This window comes from Sinomicrobium halophytocola, assembly GCF_052983395.1.
Window position 1 is genome coordinate 688253 of sequence record NZ_JBRKIT010000011.1, and the last position, 18978, is coordinate 707230.

Below are 18978 nucleotides of genomic sequence, written 5' to 3' on the forward strand. Positions count from 1 at the left end.
GTATTACTTCTCAATAACCAAATAACTGAATAACTCAATAACCAAAAACCATGATCAAAAATTATTTTAAAATAGCGTGGAGGAACCTCCGGAAGAACAAAACCTATAGCTTCCTCAATATTTTCGGACTGGCCATCGGTATTGCCTGTGCCGGGCTTATTTTTCTGTGGGTTGAGGACGAAGTGAGTTTTGATTCGGTATTTCCGAATAAAGACCGGATATATGCTGTACCTAACAGCCAAAAATATGAGGGAGAATGGCGTACTTTTTTTGATGCAACACCCGGACCACTGGCGCCCGCTTTTAAGGAAGAGGTTCCCGGGGTAAAACGTATTTCCAGAGTTGAGGGAAGAGAAAAATTATTCAGTCTCGGAGATAAGGACATTTATGAACAAGGACTCTATGTCGATCCAGATTTCATGTATATTTTTAGTTTGGATTTTGTACAAGGAAGTGCGGTTTCCTCCCTAAAAAATGGCCATAGTATAGTGATCACCCAAAAGATGGCCAAACAGTTTTTCGGAGATGACAACCACATAGTCGGAAAAACACTAAAACTCGATAACACTCAAGACTACATAATTACAGGTGTGGTAAAAGACCTACCACATAATGTCACATTGAAATTCGATTGGCTTGCTGCTTATGAACCCTTTGCCAAAGACAAACAATGGATGCATTATTGGGGTAATTTTGTTACGGACACTTATATGGAGTTGACCGAAGAAGCTAATATTTCTGCTATTGACAAAAAACTCAACAACTTTATACCGGAGAAAACAGGGGGTGTCGACGATGCGAAAGCGTTTTTATTTGCTATGAAAGACTGGCGTCTGCGCAGTCAGTTCGAAAATGGTAGGCAAGTGGGGGGGCGTATCACCTATGTTCGTCTTTTTACGATCATAGCATGTATCATCCTAATCATTGCCTGTATCAATTTTATGAACCTATCTACTGCTCGGAGTGAAAAACGGGCCAATGAAGTAGGGGTCCGTAAAGTACTGGGCGCCGAAAAACGGAAACTGGTCATGCAATTCATTACTGAAGCCCTAATCATGGCCGCTATTGCTGTTGCTATCAGCATTATCCTGATGCAACTTATATTACCCCTATTCAACCTGATGGTAGAAAAAGAACTCGTTTTGGCGCTCAGCAAGCCTTTACATCTTCTGGCACTGCTCCTTATCACATTATTCTGCGGTCTTTTTTCCGGTTATTATCCCGCCCTGCACCTATCTTCCTTTAAACCGGTGGTAGTCCTCAAGGGAAAAAGGTCTGCGCGCGGAAGCGCTGTATTTATCCGTAAGGGATTGGTGGTCACTCAATTTACGGTATCCATAGTATTAATTATCAGTACCATTATAATCTACCAACAGGTTCAGCATGTAAAGAACCGGGAACTGGGGTATAACAAGGAGCATCTGATTACCATGAAGGTCCGCGGTGACATGGAAAAGAACTTTAGTAGCATTAAACAAGACATGCTCCATACCGGTATGGTAGAAAATGTAGCCTTGAACAGCTTTGAAACCCTTTCTACCGGTAATAACAGTACTCAAGCGACATGGAAGGGTAAGAATGAAAACAGCGAAGACATCCTGATCTCCCACAGGTATATCAGTCCGGAATTTATTTCCATTGCCGGAATGGAAATCATCGAAGGCAGGGACTTTCGCCTGGGTGATCCGGGAGATAGCACCCGGATAGTTATCACCAAATCATTAGCCAGGCTTATGAAAACCGAAAGTGCAGTCGGACAAACCATACATCTTAGAGGGATCAACTATGACGTTATCGGGGTGATCAAAGATTTTGTTTACGGAAACCTATATGGCAATAGCGACCCGGTTATATTCTTTCTCAATAGACCGGGAGATGCCGAATATATGTATGTCCGGACAGATGTCAATGCAAATATCAAAGAGACCCTCAGCAGTTTACAGGCTATCATGAAAAAACACAATCCCGCTTATCCTTTTGAATACAGCTTTGTAGACGACGATTTCAATGCCAGGTTTACAAGTGAAATGCTCATCGAAAAATTATCGCGTGTATTCGCCTTCCTGGCCATTGTTATTTCATGCCTCGGGCTCTTTGGCCTGGCGGCATACACCGCAGAACAGCGGCAAAAGGAGATCGGGATCAGGAAAGTGCTGGGAGCCAGCGTTAAAAGAATTGTTCAGTTATTATCCACGGATTTTTTAAAACTGGTCTTTATAGCCATTGGTATAGCCATCCCCATTGCCTGGTGGATCACACAACATTGGCTGACGGGATACGCATACCGGATTGAAATTTCCTGGTGGGTATTTGCCATAGCGGGACTGGCAGCTATCGGTATTGCCCTGTGTACGGTGAGTTTCCAGGCGGTAAAAGCTGCGATGGCAAATCCGGTGAAATCCTTAAAAACAGAATAAACCTAAAAGATGATTCGAAACTATTTCAAAATAGCATTCAGGAATTTATGGAATAACCGGTTATTTTCCCTGATTAATGTAATCGGGCTTTCTATCGGGCTATCCGCTTCCTTTGTCATAGGCTTAGCGGTATATTACGATCTTACTTTTGATACTTTTCACCCGGATGGCGATCGTATCTACCGTATTACTACCGACTTTATCTCTCCCGAAGGGAGGTTTTACAACCGCGGGGTCCCCCGCCCCTTGGCAGCTACTTTAAAAGAAGGGATTCCGGGAGTGGCTGATGTAAGCGCTTTTTTCACAACAGATCCTCTCAAAGTCGAGAACCGGCAGACCAAACGGATTTATAAAGATCCCGGGGAAGTCGTTTACACTGACGGAAATTATTTTGATGTATTCCAATACGACTGGTTGGCCGGAAATCCAAAAAACATACTCGCCAATCCCAATGAATTAATCCTTACCGAAAAAAGGGCCAAAAAGTATTTCCCTTCCCTGACACCTCCACAAGTTATAGGACATACATTAGTCTATAATGATTCCATTCCTGTCAAAATCACCGGCGTAGTCGCAAATTTTAAGGAACGAAGCGACCTTGTTTTTGAGGAATTCCTTTCCATACAAACAGCCTCTCAATCGGATGCTAAAGAAATGGTAGCCGATACCAACTGGAACAGCACCAATTCGGCTTCACTATTATTTATTAAAACAGCGGAAAACGCAGATATATCAACTATTCAAAAACAGTTAGACTTCCTGGCCAGGCAACACGAAGACAAGCAATTACTGGAGTTCGGGCAGAAAAGGAGATTCCATTTACAACCCTTAAAAGACATCCACTTTAATTCCGATTATGGTGTTTTTGATTATAGTACGGCACAGGCAAGCAAACCGGTTCTCATCGGATTATCCTGTGTCGCTTTCTTCTTGCTTATTTTAGCGTGTATTAATTTTATCAATCTCAATACGGCCCAGGCTACCTTCCGGGCAAGGGAGATAGGAGTGCGTAAAACGCTCGGAGGTTCCAGAAAACAATTGATCTTTCAGTTTTTGGTAGAAACTTTCCTATTAACCTGTTTTGCGGCCTTCCTCTCGGTACTCCTCTCTTATGGGTTACTTGATACCTTTTCCGGTTTTCTGGCCGAAGGAATTCGGTTTCACCTGTTTGCCGACCCTGTTATTATGGTTTTTGCCTTCCTCCTGATCGTAATCGTGTCTTTATTATCCGGATCTTACCCGGCTTTGGTGCTCTCCAATTTCAAACCCGTAACCGTATTAAAAAACCAGGTTCTGTTTGCCGGGAATACAGCTTCTTTTCGGAAATATTTGACCGTATTCCAATTTGTAATTGCCCAGGTATTTATTATTGCTACCCTCCTTGTGGGCAAACAAATACAATTCCTGATGTCCAGAGACATGGGCATTAAAACAGATGCCATCGCCTCTGTACGAACTCCCTGGCACGATGCCTCCATGGATAAACGGTCCCGGTTAATGGAAGAAATAAAGACTATTCCGCAAATACAGGAAGTGAGTCTCGGTGGCAATCCGCCTGCATCGTTCAGTACGCATTCCATGGCCACAAACTATATAGACGGAAAAAATGAAGTACATACCAACCTGGAATTGCTATATGGAGATGCCAAGTATATGGATATCTTCGGTATAAAACTTCTGGCCGGGAGAAAGCTACGGAACGATACGGTCCGGGAATATATTATTAACGAAACCTATATGAAAATGCTGGGATTCAACACCCCGGAAGAGGCCCTGGGAAAAGAATTAATCGTCGATGAAAACAGGAGCCCGATAGTAGGTGTTATGAATGATTTTAATCAACGTTCGCTAAAGTCAGAAATAGAACCCATGGCACTGGTGGGCGATTGGAACCGAAACCGGTATTCCAGGTTCAGTACCATCCATTTTTCCCTGCCGGCCACACATCCCGAAAACTGGACGGATGTTATGACCCGGATTGAAAATACCTGGAAAGAAATTTATCCCGGTTTTGATTTTGAACCACAATTCATGGATGATATTGTCAAGCGGTTCTACAGGCAGGAAAGCAAAATGTCCACCTTGTTGAACTGGGCCACTGCCCTGTCGGTTTTAATAAGCTGCCTGGGGTTACTGGGACTGGTTATTTATACCACCGAAAGACGCACCAAGGAAATAGGGGTGCGAAAAGTACTCGGGGCCTCTTTAATGCAGATCAACATCCTGCTCTGCATGGAATTTTTGTTACTGATAGGCCTGGCATATATAATTGCAGTTCCCATTGCCTGGCTGAGCCTTCATTCCTGGTTACAGGATTTTGCCTATAAGACCCGAATGAGCTGGTGGATATTCCTGGCCGGGGGTGGATGCATGCTGGTCATTGCCCTGATGATAATGAGTGTACGGACGTTAAGTAAAGCCCGGGCCAACCCGGTGAAATCTTTAAGGACGGAGTGATGGAGTTGGGAAGTTATGACGCAGAGATGCTCAAAGAAACACAGAGTTTCACAGAAGAAGTGGTTGCAGGTTACAAAAAGTTACAGGTTGCAAGTTGCAGTCCCTGAGCGCAGCCAAAGGGCGGTTTACAAGCCGTAAAAGTAGTAATGACCAACCCGGTAAAATCGCTGAAAACAGAGTGATAAAGTTTGAGAGCTGAAAAATTATGACACTGAGAGGGACAGATTGAAAAAAGGTTGCAGGTTGCAAGTTCCAGGTCCCTGAGCACAGCCAAAGAGCAGGTTTACAAGCCAGAACAAAGGCGGCTGAGTGTCCCGAGCGTAGCTCGGGATGTACCGAAGCCCCGGTGAAATTATAAACAAACGTTCGAAAATTTGGAAAACAACACTCCAAAACTCCGGACTAACAACTGAGTGACTATGATTAGTAACTATTTCAAAATAGCGTTCAGAAACCTTTGGAGACATCGCAATTTCTCCCTCCTCAACATCGGTGGGCTCACTATCGGCATGACCGCCGGGTTCCTGATCTTTCTCTACATATCCTATGAACTCGGCTTTGACGGTTTTCATTCTAAGGGCGATAGGATATACCGGGTAGTAACGGATTTGAAAACCCCTTCCGATGAAAACAAATGGAGTCTCTCATCCTGGGCTTTTGCTCCACACCTGTATAAAGAATTTCCGGAAATAGAATCTGCAGCACGAATTACCCCTTTCGGAAGTGCTTTTCAAAAAGGAACTACCTCATTTATGGAGGATGAGACTATTGCAGCCGACTCCACATTCTTCCGGATCTTTGACTTCAAATTACTACAAGGAGATCAAAAAACGTGCCTTCAAAAACCTTTCAGTATCGTTCTCTCACAAAGCACGGCAAAAAAATACTTCGGGGATCAAAATCCCGTCGGACAAACCTTAGAGGGTACTTTCTTCGAAAAAGAATACCCGGTAACCGTTACGGGAGTTATGGAAGATTTTCCGGTAAACTCGCATATACAGGCAAACATCATTCTATCGGTTTCAACAATTATCGAAAATTTAGATCAAAAATCCGATCTGGATAACCAGTGGATCAACTTCAACCCTTTTACCTATGTCCTATTGGGTAATGATGCCGATTTCCGTACTCTCGAACAAAAATTCCCGGATTTTACGGAAAGGAAGATAGGTGAAAAGATGAAGGCCAATAAACTCTTTCTCACCTTAAAACTGGAGCCTTTCGAAAAAATCCACCTTTGGACGGACAGAGGGGCTCACGACCACGACCGTGGGAACATTAAAAACATTTATATTTTTGGTATCATAGCCGTCTTTACATTGTTAATTGCCTGTATAAATTTTGTAAACCTTACCACTGCCCGATCGGTGGAACGTGCCAGGGAAGTAGGGGTACGAAAAGTTATCGGAGCGGGAAAAAAGCAACTCCGGTTACAATTCATCGGAGAATCGGTAATCATCAGTCTTCTGGCATTACTTATTACCATCGGAACTACCTATCTGCTGTTACCCTATTTCAATCGGTTGGCTGACAAGATCATTACTCCTGATTTTGCTTTCTCTCCTTCCCATATTATCATTTTGTTGTGTACGGCCTTATGTATTGGTATTCTCGCCGGTATTTACCCGGCAATGGTTTTGTCTTCTTATAAACCGGTTAAGGTTCTGAAAGGAAATTTCTCCACCGGGTTCAAAGGGGTCTTGTTAAGAAAAACTCTTGTAGTCTTCCAGTTCAGTATTTCCATAGCCCTTATTATAGGTACTATAGTCATATACCATCAAATGCATTTTATGCACAACATGGATCTGGGTTTTAAAAAAGACCAGATACTGGTACTGACTCCTGGTTTTTCCTCAAAGAACGAAACACTAAAACAATCCATGCAAAATCTCCCCGGAGTATTATCCGCAAGCCTTTCTTCATCCGTTCCGGGAGAATCAAATGCCATAGCCTATTCCAGTATCGAAAATAGAACTGGGGATATGCAACAGACAAGCCTGGCTACCTATTTTATAGATTTTAATTTTATAAAACAGTTTGATCTTAAAATCATAGCCGGCCGGTCTTTATCCCCCGAATTTGCTACAGATACCACCGAAGCCATGCTGGTCAATGAAAAAGCGGTAAAAGCATTCGGGTATGATTCTCCCGAAGATATTATAGGCAAACGGTTTGACCAATGGGAACAACAGGGACGTATTGTCGGCGTGGTCAATGATTTTAATTTTAATTCATTAAGAAGCGATATCAATCCCCTTGCCTTTCGTATAGAGCCGAAACAGTACTATGATCTGGCGCTGCAAGTAAGCACGGAAAACCTGCCACAAACCATAGCGACCATAGAAGCAAAATGGAAACAGCATTTTCCGAAAAAACCGTTCGATTTTTTCTTTATGGACGAATTTTTAGACAAACAGTACCGTAGCGAAGAACGCTTCGGACAACTGTTTTTAAATTTTGCCGTACTGGCCATTATCATATCCTGTCTCGGACTGTTAGGACTGGCTTCCTACAGTGTCTTACAACGAAAACGGGAAATAGGGATTCGGAAGGTAGTTGGGGCCTCGGTACCACGAATTGTAAATCTCCTGTCCAAAGAATTTATATGGCTGGTGGTCATCGCCTTTCTGATCGCATCACCCCTGGTATGGCTGGGCATGCACTACTGGTTACAGAATTTTGCCTACCGCATAGACATCCAATGGTGGATATTTGCCACAGGAGGTGGACTGGCATTGTTTATTGCTCTTGCAACTGTAAGTTTCCATGCCGTAAAAGCAGCAATGGCTAACCCGGTAAAATCACTGAAAACAGAGTGATGGAGCTGGAAAGTTATTACACAGATATCCACAAAGAAACACAGAGTTTTACAGAGGGGCGCAGGTTGAAAAAAGTTACAGGTTGCAAGTTGCAAGTTCCGGGTCCCTGAGCGCAGCCAAAGGGCGGTTTACAAGCAAGAACAAAGGCGGCTGAGTGTCCCGAGCGTAGCTCGGGATGTACCGAAGCCCCGGCGAAATTATAAATAAACATTCGGAGATTTGGAAAACAACACTCCAAAACTCCGGACTAAACAACTAAGAAGCCATGATCAAAAACTATTTCAAAATAGCATTCCGGAACCTGTGGAAACACAGAATGTTTACCGTATTAAACACTGTGGGGCTATCCATTGCTTTTGCCATTGCCATACTTTTGAGCATGACAGCCATTTTTCATCTGAATTTCGACAGTTTTCATAACAACCTGGACCGCACCTATTTTCTCTATCGCACGGAACAGACACCGAAAGGGCCGGAAAGCAGTATATCCAATCCGGAACCCCTCACTTCGGCGCTAAAGGAGGAAATTCCGGGGATAGCCTACATTACAAGGCGTTTGCAGTCCGGTGTAATAGGAACGTACAGGGAAAAGGAGATCGACCTCGATATTCTTTATACTGATCCCGATTTCTTTTCTGTTTTCTCCTTTCCTTCCATTGCAGGAGATGCCCGTCAGGCGCTTCAATCGGGTCAGAACATAATCATTACGCAAAAAATGGCAAAAATCATGTTCGGGGATGATACGGCCATGGGAAAAAATATAATGTTAATGCTCAACGGAGTAGAAACTCCCTTTACCGTAGCTACGGTGCTTGAAGATATTCCGAGACAAAGCAGTTTCCATTTCGATATTATTGTCAATTTTGTTAATAATCCCGCATACAGTCGTCAAAAAGGACAATGGGACTATCGCAATCACGAGGTCTTTCTTACGCTACAGGAAGGGGTCTCGGTAGAAACATTCGAAAAGAACACCCGGGCATTTAGTAATCGGTATTTTGAGGACGACATTAAAAAAGATAAACGCGACGGAGCACAGGCAGATGTCAACGGACAATATATTCAAATGAACCTGTTCCCTTTTAAAGACTGGCACTTTATACGTCAAATAAACGGGCGGATTACGGCCGGCAAGACCTTTCCTTACCTGATTATTGGCATTTCATTACTTATTCTTTTCATCGCTTGTGTGAATTTTATCAACATGAGTGTCGGTACCAATATAAAAAGGCTTCGGGAGATCGGGGTAAGAAAAACATTGGGAGCCGCAAAGAAGCAGTTGTTTTTCCAGTTCTGGTGTGAAAGCATCATCGTATTCGCAATTTCGATCGGAACAGGAATACTTCTGAGTAAAGCCCTGCTCCCCGGTTTTAAAACACTTTTCCGCACGGGAGCTGTTTTTTCCGATATGAATACCCCGGTATTCCTGTTGGGGACTTTCATTGTACTCTTAGCGGTTACCCTGCTTGCGGGAGGGTATCCTGCCTTCCGCCTCAGCAAACTCAATACCGTACAGACCCTGAAAGGGACATTGAAAGTCCAGGGTAAAAACCGCTTGAGAAACCTGCTGGTTATTGTACAGTTCAGTATTGCCATTTTATTAATAAGCTGTACCATAACCTTATACAGTCAACTGCAATACATGCAGGGAAAAGACCTCGGGTTTAATAAAGAACAGGTCATTTCTCTCCCCCTAAATGGAAAAAAGGATTCTCAACTTGTACTCGGTCTTCTCAGAAATGAACTACAACCGATCCCAGGAATACAAAGCATCACTGCTGCCGATAACAATCTGGGACTTGGAAGAGATGGCAGCAGGGGTACAAGCGCATTTGATTTTGATTACAAAGGAAAAGAAGTCAATACCAATATGCTGGTCGTTGATTACGATTACCTGAAAACATTGGGAATTTCTCTGGTTGCCGGCAGATCTTTTGATAGAAATTTTTCCCGCGACAGCCTGTCCGTCATCATTAACGAATCCCTGGCAAAAGAACTGGGAGGACAAAATGTGCTGAACACCCCGCTTAACCTATTGGATTCCGTACAGCACACGGTAATAGGAATTATAAAGGATTTCCATTTCAGGGATCTCGACCAGGCCATTGAACCCATTACTTTGTTTCTCAATCGCAACAAGCGATTGGACTATGCCTATATAAAAGTTAATTCGGATAACCTGGCACAATCACTGTCTGTAGTAAAAGAAGCCTGGAAAAAAACAGAACCCAATGCCGAATTTCTCGGTTCCTATCTCGACGAAAACATAAACAGGACCCTGGATAGAGAGAAAAGCATGACTACGCTTATTACCAGTGGATCTATTATTGCCATTCTCTTAAGCTGCATGGGTATTTTTGCCATTTCCCTGCTTACCATAGCCCAGCGGACCAAAGAAGTTGGAATCCGAAAAGTAGTAGGAGCAAGCATATCCTCCATAACTATCCTTCTGAGCAAAGATTTTATCAGGCTGGTGATCGTAGCCTTCCTGATCGCTGCACCGATAGCCTGGTGGTTAATGCATCAATGGTTACAAAATTACTCCTACCGCATAAATCTCAGCATCTGGTTTTTTGTGGTTGCCGGAGTAATTACCGTATTGATTGCGTTTGCCACCCTGAGTATCCGTACGATAAAAGCTGCGGTAGAAAACCCGGTGAAGGCATTGAAAAATGAATAACGGGCCGCGTTGGAAGTTACAGGTTTAATTGATTGGATCCTTTTAAAAACATGGTCTTAACCATCCGCTATAACTGGTAACCGTTTCTTTCTTTAAAAGAAAGAAGCCAGTTCTGTAACTGTTTGGTTCCTTATTGCTACGATACCCTTTCCGGTCAGACCGAACACATGGCCGGTCAAAACTATATAGTAGCTAATCAAAACCATACCGTGGTTAGCCGAAATGGATATCTGCCCGGTCAAAACCATATCGTGGTTAACAGGAAGGATACCACAGTTAGCCGAAACAAATACACGGCCATTAGAAACGAACACGTGACCATTCAAAACTATATCGTGGCTAACGGAAACGATACCATGGCCAGCCGAAACGAATACACGGCCATTAGAAACGAACACATGGCCAATCAAAATGATATTGTGGTTAACCGGAACCATACCATGATTAGTTGAAACGGATGCGCGGCCAATAGAAACCAGTAGGTTTTCAGTAATTGCGATATCCTTCAGGCCAAAAACGATATGGTGCCGGTCTGAAACTTTATCGGGTTTATGTCATATTACTTGAACCCGATATAAGTAACTTAAAAATGTAACTGCCAGCAGTTAAATATTATATTTAGTTCACCGAAGTGCCCAGAACGGGCAGCAAAACCGCCCGTTTTTGGACAATAAGTGTTCAGTATCGGACAATTATTATATTTGTGATTTACTCAAAAAACTGATTATGAATATGTTATTTTTTTGGCTCGGTTACTGTGTATTATATGGCAATGACTAAAGACCCCGGTTTAGCATAGCAACCTGCCTATGACTTAAAAAAGGGGAAAGCATAACGGGACAGAAGCAGGAACAAAAATTAAAAAATATGATTCGCAATCATCTCAAAATAGCCTGGAGGAGCTTGTTAGCAGACCGCAAGTTCTCATTGATCAATATTGTAGGGCTGGCCATCGGACTCTCCATTTCCCTGTTACTTTTCCTCTTTGTGATCCACGAACGTAGTTTTAATCAGATGTATGCAAATAAAGATCACATTTACCGGATGTTATTACATACCGAAGGAGATCACGGCGAAGAAATCTGGTGTAATGCCCCGGCAGCTTTAGCTCCTGCACTATCGCGGGATATTCCCGGAATAACTTCCAGTGTACGTATGTTAAAACACGATTTTGGCGACAGGGCCTTTGTAAACGTTAACCTAAACAACAAACAGCTTATCGAGCCCCTCCTTTATTGGTGTGATGACACTTTTTTTACCATTTTTGATTCGGAATTTATCCAGGGAGAACCCGAAAAGGCTCTTACCCGTCCCAATACCGTTGTCCTCTCGGAAACTACGGCCAGGCGTTATTTCGGAGACCGGGATCCTATGGGACAGATGATCACTGTTGATTACAATATTGAACTGGAAGTAACCGGGGTCATTAAAGACCTTCCGGATAACAGTACCATAGATGCCAATGTCATAGCCTCATTTAAAACACTGAACTATTATCGCAACCCTTCCTGGGGCAATGCCAGTTTTGAAACCTATTGCCTTGTTTCTGATACTTTTATACCGGAAACTGCCGAAAAGGAAATACAGCAAATGCTCGATCGTTATGTAAAAAAAGAGGAGCAGTGGTATCATTTTTCCCTGCAGCCCCTGGAAAAAGTACATTTGTATTCCGTGGGGTATACCAATCTATATTCCTCTCGTAAAGGCAGTATCCGGGAGGTGCGGATTTTTTCGTTCCTGGCACTGTTGATCCTGCTTATTGCCTGTATAAATTACATGAACCTGGCCACAGCGCGTTCGCAAAAACGCACAAAAGATGTAGGTATCAGTAAAACCCTCGGGGCTTCTACCCGTAACCTTATCTCCCGGTTTTATACCGAAACCGCGCTGATCACCGGAATTGCAATAATATTGGGCGTTTTGCTGGCTTTTGCTGCTGTACCCCTGTTTAACAGTATTACGGAAAAACAACTGGATATAAATCTCGTATTCTCCTTAAAATTTATAACCGCCATACTGGTCGTTTGGATACTTACCTCATTTATTGCAGGTTCCTATCCGGCATTATACCTTTCCGGGGTTTCACCCAAAGAAGTTATGAGCACCTCCGCCCGACAGGGAAATATGGCCGGAATGGTCCGCAAAGGGTTGGTGATCCTGCAATTTTCTGCTTCCGTGGTCCTGATCATTGGTGTTACTGTTATTTATCAGCAAATTCAGTTTATCCTGCAGAAAGATCTGGGCTATGACCCGGAAAATGTCGTGGCCATATCTGCCGCAGTAGCGGTAAAAAACAATTCTACCGAAGCATTGCTCGATGAATTCAGGAAAGCCCCCCCGGTCTTACAGGTAAGTATGGCACAGGGATTTCCCGGGATGGAAGTTAGCGGTCGTTCCCTTTATGTGAGTGAAAACGACCCACATGGTATTTCCCTGCAATCCAATCGTGCAGACCACACCGTAACAGAGGTCCTGGGGCTCCGTTTGCTGGCCGGGAGGCCCCTTCCCCGTTTTAAACAGGAACAGGACACCACTGTTGATGTCATCCTGAATAAAAAAGCTGTAGACTACCTGGGATATACACCCGAAGAAGCTATAGGAAAAAGGGTTCATGCCGGATTGGGAAACAATTCTTATATCACGGGCGTGGTCAATGATTTTAATTTTTCGTCACTGCATTCTCCCATCGGAGCTTATTCATTTCACAACGGCTCCATGGAGCCCAAAAGACGTCTTTTAGTTCGTTTTAATAGCGATAACCTGCCGGCAACCCTCAGGGATTTTAAAACCCGGTTCAAAAAGATCGTACCGGATTCGGCTTTTGACTATACCTTCCTCGATAAAAACACAGAACAACTTTATGCCGCAGAAAAACGCACGGCTCGGGTCGGGCTGGTTTTTTCCGCCCTTGCCATTTTTGTTGCTTGCCTGGGGCTATTTGGCCTCGCCGCCTTTACTGCGGAACAGCGAAACAAGGAGATCGGTATACGTAAAGTTCTGGGAGCTTCGGTATTCAGGATTACCAGGTTGCTTTCCAAAGACTTTTTAAAACTGGTGTGCCTTGCACTTATCATTGCATTTCCCCTGGCTTACTGGCTTATGGACAAATGGCTCCGGGAATTCGCTTATCGTATTGAGATCAGCTGGGTAACATTCCTCGTCACCGGAATAAGTGCATTGCTCATTACCCTGATCACCATAAGTTTCCAATCGATAAAGGCCGCCATGCTCAACCCTGTAAAAACCTTAAAGGCAGAGTAATGGCAGGTATTATTATCAGGATAATAATGTACCTCATCGCGATATTGGAGGACGAATGGATATCAATTCTCCTGGTATACGGGTATTGAGGTGGTTGCAAGGCTTTAGAATTCCGGTAACAATGAGTATGGGTATACCGCTAAGACGATCTTTTAGATTTAATACCGTACAGGCATGTTCCTTCGGGCCCAGGACAGGGCCGAAAAGTAACCAGGGCCTGTCAACACCCCATACGATCAAAACTGCCCATATCTGAACACCAAATGTTCGATATCGGACAGTATTCAAATTCTATAAAAACACAATACACTGATAACAAACACCTTATTCTTTTGGCCTGGTTACTGTATATTTCAGCTCACAACTAAAAAGGTTTGTTTTACTAAATTGTCGGAAACGAAATGAAACCTGAAATACATGATCAAAAATAATTTCAAAATAGCCTGGAGGAATATCCTGAAAAACAAAGGGGTGTTTTTGCTGAACATCCTGGGGCTCGCCATAGGAATAACTTCCTGCCTGCTCCTGGCCCTTTTTATCACGGACGAACTGAGTTACGACAAATTCAATGAAAAATCAGATCGCATAGCACGGGTAGTTTTCAGGGGAAAGGTCGGCGGAGAAATAATGAAGGAAGCGGTGGTCATGGCCCCCGTAGCACAAACCCTGAAAGAAGAATTTCCCGAAGTGACCGATGCCACGCGTATACGAAGGATAGGCACCCCGAAAATAAGCTATGAAAACACCGTTTACCGGAACAGTCGCTTTGCCTATGTAGACCCTAATTTTTTTGCGATTTTCACGCTCCCGATTGTCCGGGGCAATGCCAAAAACCCACTGGGGGAACCGAACAGTATTGTGCTTACACGTGATGAAGCACATAAATATTTCGGAGACACAGACCCCATAGGAAAAGAATTGTTCATGGGTGAAGATCGCGAACCTTTGCGTGTAACGGCCATTATTGACCGGGTTCCCGAAAATTCACATTTTCACTTCGATATGTTCGCCTCCATGCTCGGGTATATCCCGGCCAAAGGGACCTCCTGGACCAAATCGGATTTTTTCACTTACCTCCTTTTGAATAAGAGTGCTGACATCCGATCGGTGGAAAATAAATTACCTTCCGTCGTGGAAAACCATATGGGCCCACAGCTCAAAGACGAGATCGGGATGTCGTTTGCCGATTTTACTAAAGACAATCAAATCGGCCTATTCCTGCAACCCCTCACCGAAATACACCTGAATTCGGATTTTGCCAGTGCCAGCGAACTGGAACAGGGAGGCGATATCAAATACATTTATATCTTTGGCGCCGTCGGCATTTTTATGCTGTGCATTGCCTGTATCAATTTTATGAATCTGTCCACAGCCACCGCTGCCAAAAGGGCCAAAGAAGTAGGGATACGGAAAGTCCTGGGTTCCGAAAAAAGACAACTGGTATACCAGTTTCTGACGGAATCTTTCATTGCTACCTGTATTGCCGCAAGTATTGGTATCCTCGTGGTAATCCTTATCCTGCCCCTGTTCAACAATTTATCGGGAAAAGAGATCGGCCTGTCTTTCCTGCTACAATACCGGGTATGGTTTCTCCTGCTTCTTATGATTGTAGGTATAAGCCTTGCGGCAGGGGCCTATCCTGCCTTTGTACTTTCTTCCTTTGCCCCCGTAAATGCGCTGAAGAACAAATTTTTCACGGACAAAGGCACCAAAAACCTTCGTAACGGACTCGTAGTTTTCCAGTTTGTCATCTCGGCCGGACTTATTTTTGCCACGCTGGTCGTAGGAAGACAGATGTCGTATATTCAGCATAAAAACATAGGCTATGACAGGGAACAAATCCTGGTTTTAAAAGATGCTTACTTGTTGGGGAATAACGAAACCGCCTTTAAAAATGAGATCCTGAAAGATCCGAGAGTACAGCATATAACCACATCTGCCTATCTTCCGGCAGGACCGTCCAATAATAGTATGTCCGGTGTTTTTCTGGATGGAAATTATCAAAGGCGTATGTTTTATTACGATGTAGATGAAAATTACCTTCCCGTCATGGGAATGGAACTGGTTGCCGGAAGGAACTTTTCCGAAGATTTCGGAAGAGACTCTCTCAAAGTCATCATCAACGAAACAGCAGTGGAAATACTGGGGTTCAAAGATGATCCTATCGGAAAAACCTTCGTAAAGGATACGGATAAAGGAGGTGAAGAACTAACGGTTATCGGCGTCGTCAAGGATTTTCATTTCAAATCGCTTCACCAACGGATAGACCCGCTTATTTTAAGAAACAATCCATATGGTGGACTCATACTGAGAACCACGGTTGCAGACATGTCCGGGCTCATTGAAAGTATCCGGGGCACCTGGAACACATTTGATTCCGGGGAACCTTTTACCTATGCTATCCTTGACGATTCTTTCAGGGAGACCTATCGCGCAGAGCAAAAAATGGGAGATATTCTCCGGATATTTGCCATACTGACCATATTTGTGGCCTGCCTGGGATTGTTCGGTCTGGTTACCTTTACCACGGAACAGCGGCTCAAAGAAATAGGGATACGAAAAGTCCTGGGATCGACCGTACCGCAAATCGTTGCCTTGCTTTCCAAAGATTTTTTAAAACTCATACTGCTGTCTTTTGTCATTGCATTTCCAATCGGGTACTATTTCATGGACAGGTGGCTCCGGGATTTTTCCTATCGTACGAACATTGCATGGTGGATATTTGTCCTCGCAGCATTCATTACTATGCTCATCGCCGTGATAACCGTCAGTTTCAGAAGTATAAAAGCAGCACTGGAAAATCCGGTAAAATCACTAAAAACCGAATAAGTTAATTTGAAAATGAGAAAATTTGAAAATGGAGACTACAAGACGGGGAGACCGGGAGACAAAGAGACTCCAAGACTCCGAACTCCTAAACTTCGTGCTTCATGCTCCGAGCTTCGGGCTTCGTACTTCATACTTTTCAACAAACCTGTAACCACTAACAATTAAAACTAAAAAATGCTACTACAACTTAACAACATTTTTAAATGGGTAAACTCCGGGGGGCAAAGGACCTTCCTGTTAAAAGACATAAACCTTACTGTGGCAGAAGGAGAATTTATCTCTATCATGGGACCTTCCGGATCGGGTAAGACCACCTTGCTCAACGTTATAGGAATGCTCGATGGTTTTAATGAAGGAGAATACCATTTTATGGATGAATCCGTTCATCAGCTGAAAGAAAAACACCGGGCCAACCTTTATAAAGAATATATCGGCTTTGTATTCCAGGCTTATCATCTTATCGATGAACTCACCGTGTATGAAAACATAGAAACACCGTTGCTGTATAAAAAATTTAAATCGGGCGAGCGCAAAGCGTTGGTTGCCGATATGCTGGACAGGTTTAATATTGTAGGTAAAAAAGACCTGTTTCCGGAGCAACTGAGCGGCGGGCAACAGCAGTTGGTAGGTATTGCCCGTGCACTTATTTCCAAACCCAAACTCATCCTGGCCGACGAGCCCACCGGGAACCTCAATTCCAGACAGGGCGAAGAGATCATGGAACTCTTCAAACAGCTTAATGACGAAGGAGTTACCATTATCCAGGTTACCCACTCCGAGAAAAATGCCGCGTACGGATCGAGGATTATCGAATTGCTGGACGGCAGAAAGATCAGCTCGTAAAACAGCCTGCAAATCATTTTCCCGGAGAATATAAAGAAAAAAGAATTATGTCAGCCAAATATATTACTGTACTATGTCTTATGGCATGCTTATCCGGCTACGGACAGGAAAACACCGGGCCCGTAACCCTGGAATACTGTATAGAAACCGCGCTACGGAACAACCTGGACCTGAAGAGCTCACACCTGAAAGCGAATACCGCCAAGGTAAATTACCGGCAATCCAGGTTCAATATCCTGCCCGATGCCAATGCCAGTTACAACCTGGGAGTTACCAATGGCCGGAGCATCGACCCGTATACCAATAGTTACCTGGACCAGCAGCTCACCTTTTCCAACGCGGGACTTCAGTTGAATCTCACGGTATTCAACGGCTTCCGGCTGCTCAATACAATCCGGCAGAACCGTTATAATCTACAAGCTTCCGAAATGGAAGTCCGGGAAGCACGCCAGAACCTGGTACTTGACGTTACCCTCGCTTACCTTCAAATATTGAACAACAGGGAACTTCTTAAGCAAGCCAAAGCGCGAATGGAAACTACCGAAAAACAATTGCAAAGACTTGGTTCTCTTTACAATGAAGGTTCCGGAAACCCCGCGGATTACACCGATATGCAGGGACAACTCGCCCTGGACAAAACCACGTCGATACAGGCCGAAAACAGTCTTAAAGCCTCCGTTCTCAACCTTTATCAGCTATTGAATATGGAAGATACGCCGAATATCGCTTTTGCCGGAATAGAGCCTACCGATACTATGCAACAATATCCGTTGTCCGCCAAAGAAGTACTGACGGATGCCCTGGCCAACCTGGCTACTTTCAAAGCAAAGGAACTCCGCCTGGATGCTGCCAAAAACGGGGTAAAAGTGGCCCGGGCAGGCTACATACCCACGATCTCGGTATTCGGCGAACTGAACACCAACTATTCCAGTGCCGCCGAATTCCTCAATGAAACCGGCACATCCATTGAGGAAACCGGGGATTTTGTTTCCGTTGACGGACAGGATTACCCGGTTTTACGGGAAGAGACACATCACGTGGGAGAATCTATAAGTTACGAAGATCAGTTTAACAACAACCTCAGCACTGCCATAGGACTGTCCGTAAATGTTCCGCTGTTCAACGGATTCCGGGCCCGGAACAATGTAGCCCTCGAAAAAATAAAAATGGAGGAGTCTCGTATAGACCTTGAAAATACCGGGTTACAACTCAGACAAGCGATTGAACAGGCACACCTGGATATGCAGTCCGCTTTTGACCGCTATCACGTCCTTACCGGACAGGTAAAAGCTTATGAAGAGTCCTTCCGCGTTAATGAAGTGCGGTTTAACAACGGCGTGTCCAATATTGTAGAGTACATTACCAGCAAAAACAATATGGATAATGCCAGGATAGGACTGGCCAACGCAAAATACGAATACCTGCTCAGGGTGCGGGTATTGGAATACTACCGGGGGATATAAAAGAATTACTTACGCGATACGGTTTATCTTCTATCTGTTCTTTAATAACCTGTTTGAATTCAAGATTTCAGTATATGGCAAAATTTAATTTCCATGAATTTTCCTCGTCCCGATAAACATCGGGACAGTCGAAATGGCTGGGGTAAAACTGATTTTCCGGGAAACAACATTAAAAACAATTTTTGCCATACACTAAATTCCGGGCGTAA

General features: G+C 43.9%; 9 protein-coding genes. All 9 read left to right on the forward strand.

The genetic code is table 11. From position 1 onward, the window contains the following. Positions 1-50 precede the first annotated feature (50 nt). The 9 genes from ACVBDY_RS04885 (at position 51) to ACVBDY_RS04925 (ending at position 18769) form a co-directional block, all read left to right on the forward strand. The gene (locus tag ACVBDY_RS04885) at positions 51-2417 is read left to right on the forward strand and encodes an ABC transporter permease (protein ID WP_447174342.1); all 2367 of its coding nucleotides are present in this window, start codon (positions 51-53) and stop codon (positions 2415-2417) included. Between the two features lie 9 nt (positions 2418-2426). Further along, positions 2427-4874, forward strand: coding sequence for an ABC transporter permease (locus ACVBDY_RS04890; RefSeq protein WP_447174343.1), 2448 nt, complete (start codon positions 2427-2429; stop codon positions 4872-4874). Positions 4875-5293: 419 nt separating this feature from the next. Continuing rightward, the gene (locus ACVBDY_RS04895) at positions 5294-7693 is read left to right on the forward strand and encodes an ABC transporter permease (protein WP_447174344.1); all 2400 of its coding nucleotides are present in this window, start codon (positions 5294-5296) and stop codon (positions 7691-7693) included. Positions 7694-7958: 265 nt separating this feature from the next. Then, entirely contained in the window at positions 7959-10373 is a 2415-nt protein-coding gene (locus ACVBDY_RS04900) for an ABC transporter permease (protein ID WP_447174345.1), read from the forward strand. Positions 10374-10582: 209 nt separating this feature from the next. Then, complete coding sequence (locus tag ACVBDY_RS04905; protein ID WP_447174346.1) at positions 10583-10825, forward strand: hypothetical protein; 243 nt, start codon at positions 10583-10585, stop codon at positions 10823-10825. Between the two features lie 415 nt (positions 10826-11240). Further along, positions 11241-13634 (forward strand): ABC transporter permease, encoded by a 2394-nt coding sequence (locus ACVBDY_RS04910; RefSeq protein WP_447174347.1) that lies wholly within the window; start codon positions 11241-11243, stop codon positions 13632-13634. 417 nt (positions 13635-14051) lie between these two features. Further along, entirely contained in the window at positions 14052-16463 is a 2412-nt protein-coding gene (locus ACVBDY_RS04915; protein ID WP_447174348.1) for an ABC transporter permease, read from the forward strand. Positions 16464-16637: 174 nt separating this feature from the next. Then, the gene (locus ACVBDY_RS04920) at positions 16638-17306 is read left to right on the forward strand and encodes an ABC transporter ATP-binding protein (RefSeq protein WP_447174349.1); all 669 of its coding nucleotides are present in this window, start codon (positions 16638-16640) and stop codon (positions 17304-17306) included. Positions 17307-17353: 47 nt separating this feature from the next. Beyond that, a complete protein-coding gene (locus ACVBDY_RS04925) occupies positions 17354-18769 on the forward strand; it encodes a TolC family protein (protein ID WP_447174350.1) in 1416 nt (471 codons plus the stop codon). The last annotated feature ends 209 nt before the right edge of the window (positions 18770-18978 follow it).

Excerpts from the sequence above, each read along its gene's own strand:
- ACVBDY_RS04895 (WP_447174344.1), top strand. The coding sequence starts at position 5,294 with ATGATTAGTAACTATTTCAAAATAGCGTTCAGAAACCTTTGGAGACAT.
- ACVBDY_RS04900 (WP_447174345.1), top strand. The coding sequence starts at position 7,959 with ATGATCAAAAACTATTTCAAAATAGCATTCCGGAACCTGTGGAAACAC.
- ACVBDY_RS04915 (WP_447174348.1), top strand. The coding sequence starts at position 14,052 with ATGATCAAAAATAATTTCAAAATAGCCTGGAGGAATATCCTGAAAAAC.
- ACVBDY_RS04885 (WP_447174342.1), top strand. The coding sequence starts at position 51 with ATGATCAAAAATTATTTTAAAATAGCGTGGAGGAACCTCCGGAAGAAC.
- ACVBDY_RS04910 (WP_447174347.1), top strand. The coding sequence starts at position 11,241 with ATGATTCGCAATCATCTCAAAATAGCCTGGAGGAGCTTGTTAGCAGAC.
- ACVBDY_RS04890 (WP_447174343.1), top strand. The coding sequence starts at position 2,427 with ATGATTCGAAACTATTTCAAAATAGCATTCAGGAATTTATGGAATAAC.
- ACVBDY_RS04925 (WP_447174350.1), top strand. The coding sequence starts at position 17,354 with ATGTCAGCCAAATATATTACTGTACTATGTCTTATGGCATGCTTATCC.
- ACVBDY_RS04920 (WP_447174349.1), top strand. The coding sequence starts at position 16,638 with ATGCTACTACAACTTAACAACATTTTTAAATGGGTAAACTCCGGGGGG.